Below are 2,422 nucleotides of genomic sequence, written 5' to 3'. Positions count from 1 at the left end.
TGCTGTCCGCCGACGAGGCCTCGCTGCTGGCGGCGTTGCTGTTCGACCTGCCGGCCTTGCGCGCACAGTTGCCGCAGTTGCCGGTGGCGCCACCGGCGCGGGCGCAGGCGGTGGCCGGCCTGCTGGAGGCGCAGGACGCCGCCGACCCGGTGTGGGCGCTGCATGCCGGGCGCGAGGCAGGGCGCAATAGCGAAGGCCTGCGCCGGCTGCTGCTGTCGATCGTGCAGGACCTGCGGGTGGTGCCGATCCTGCTGGCGCGGCAACTGGCGCAGATGCGCGTGGCCGACAAGGCGCCGGAGGCGCAGCGCCGCGCGCTGGCGCAGCTGACCCGCGACATCCACGCGCCGCTGGCCAACCGCCTGGGCATCTGGCAGTTGAAGTGGGAGCTGGAGGACCTGGCGTTCCGGCACCTGGAGCCGGACACCTACCGGCGCATCGCCCGCGAGGTCGACGAGAGCCGGGTGGCGCGCGAGCGCTACATCGAGGCGGTCAAGAAGATCCTGTCCAAGGCGCTGGCCGAGCAGGGCCTGCGCGCGGAGATCAGCGGGCGGCCCAAGCACATCTACAGCATCTGGCGGAAGATGCAGAAGAAGCGCCTGGCCTTCGACCAGCTCTACGACCTGCGCGCGGTGCGGGTGATGGTCGACGACGTCGCCGCCTGCTATGCGGCGCTCGGTGTGGTGCACGCGCTGTGGGCGCCGGTGCCCAGCGAGTTCGACGACTACATCGCCCGGCCCAAGGCCAACGATTACCGCTCGCTGCACACCGCCGTGGTCGGCCCGGAAGGGCGCACGATCGAAGTGCAGATCCGCACCCACGACATGCATGCGCAGGCCGAGCTGGGCGTGGCTGCGCACTGGAAGTACAAGGAAGGCGGCAAGGGCGCGGAGAAGGCCTTCGACCGCAAGATCACCTGGATGCGCCAGTTGCTGGAGCAGTCGCAGGACGGCGAGCAGGGCGGGCTGGCCGGGGCGCTGGACGCCGAGCTGGTCGAGGATCGGGTCTATGCCTTGACCCCGATGGGCGAGGTGATCGACCTGCCGCAGGGCGCCACGCCGCTGGATTTCGCCTACCACGTGCACACCATGGTCGGGCACCGCTGTCGCGGCGCCAAGGTCAACAACCGCATCGTGCCGCTGACCCACAAGCTGCGCAGCGGCGACCGCGTGGAGATCCTCACCGGCAAGGAGGCCGAGCCGCGCCGCGACTGGCTGCTGCCGGCCAATGGCTACCTGGCCAGCGGGCGTTCGCGCGACAAGGTGCGCGCCTGGTTCCACAAGCTGGACCGCGCGCGCAACGTGCAGGCCGGCAAGGAGCTGCTGGAGCGTGAGCTCAAGCGCCTGGGGCTGCAGCACGCCGACCTGTTGCCGGCGGCGAAGAAGTTCCATGCCGACGGCGTGGAGGAACTGTACATCCAGGTGGCGCTGGGCGACGTCGGCCCCAGCCAGGTCGGGCGCGCCCTGCACGAGGCCGAGCGCGCCGCGGCGCAGCCTGCCGCGCCGGCCATGCCACGGCCCACCGCCCGCCGCACCGGCCTGGGCAAGTCCAAGTTCACCGTCCAGGGCGTCGGCAATCTGCTGGTGCAACTGGCGCGCTGCTGCCAGCCGGTGGCCGGCGAGCCGATCGCCGGCTACCTGACCCGTACCCGCGGCGTCACCGTGCACCGCAGCGACTGCGCCGCGTTCGCGCGGCTGGCCGCCAGCCATCCGCAGCGGGTGCTGCCGGTGGAGTGGGGCCAGGCCGGCGGTGGCTACGAGGTCGACGTGCTGGTGCGCGCGGTGGACCGGCGCTGGCTGCTCAAGGACATCACCAACCTGATCGCCCAGGAAGAGGCGCACGTGCTGGAGATCAACAGCGAGAACGTGCGCGACAGCGGCCTGGCGCAACTGCGGCTGCGGCTGAAGGTCGGCGATTACGGGCAGCTGTCCACCTTGCTCGGCAAGCTCGACGCGCTGCCGGGCGTGCACGAGGCGCGTCGGCTGGGCTGAGGGGCGGCGGCATGCTGGCCGGGAGGCCTGCCAGCGGGTGGGCCTCCTACCGTGCGCGTGGCCGGTGCGACGCACAGCTGTTCGTCATCGGGGCAACGCTAAGCTTGTGCGGTGAGCATGCCGCCGGATCAGGTCAGGGACGAACCCACGCGCAGGCAGCGGCCGGTGCCGCTGTGGCGCGATCGGCGTGTCTGGCGCTGGGCGCTGGCGGTGCTGCTGGTGCTGGGGATGGCCGTGGTGGTGTTCCGCCGCCCGTTGGCCGACCTGATCTGGCCGGAGACGCGCATCCAGCAATTGCTCGATCAGGGCCACGCGGCGCTGCGTGCGGGCCGGCTCAGCGCCGCCGACGGCAGCGGTGCGCGCGAGCGCTTCGAGGCCGCGCTGGCGCTGGACAGCGACCGCATGCAGGCGCGCGTCGGGTTGGCCGCGACCGG

Annotated in this window: 1 protein-coding gene and 1 pseudogene; both read left to right on the top strand. The window is 72.1% G+C overall.

The features are described 5' to 3' along the window. The coding region (locus D183_RS0110815; protein ID WP_017909002.1) for a RelA/SpoT family protein at positions 1-1,988 on the top strand (1,988 nt) is incomplete at its 5' end. A 117-nt stretch (positions 1,989-2,105) separates the two neighbouring features. Further along, positions 2,106-2,422: pseudogene (locus D183_RS24480) on the top strand (hypothetical protein); the annotation flags it as partial.

Source organism: Xanthomonas sp. SHU 199, assembly GCF_000364665.1.
Classification (GTDB): Bacteria; Pseudomonadota; Gammaproteobacteria; order Xanthomonadales; family Xanthomonadaceae; genus Xanthomonas_A; species Xanthomonas_A sontii.
The sequence above is the reverse complement of the archived record's forward strand: the minus strand, read 5'-3'. Positions and strand labels throughout refer to the sequence as shown.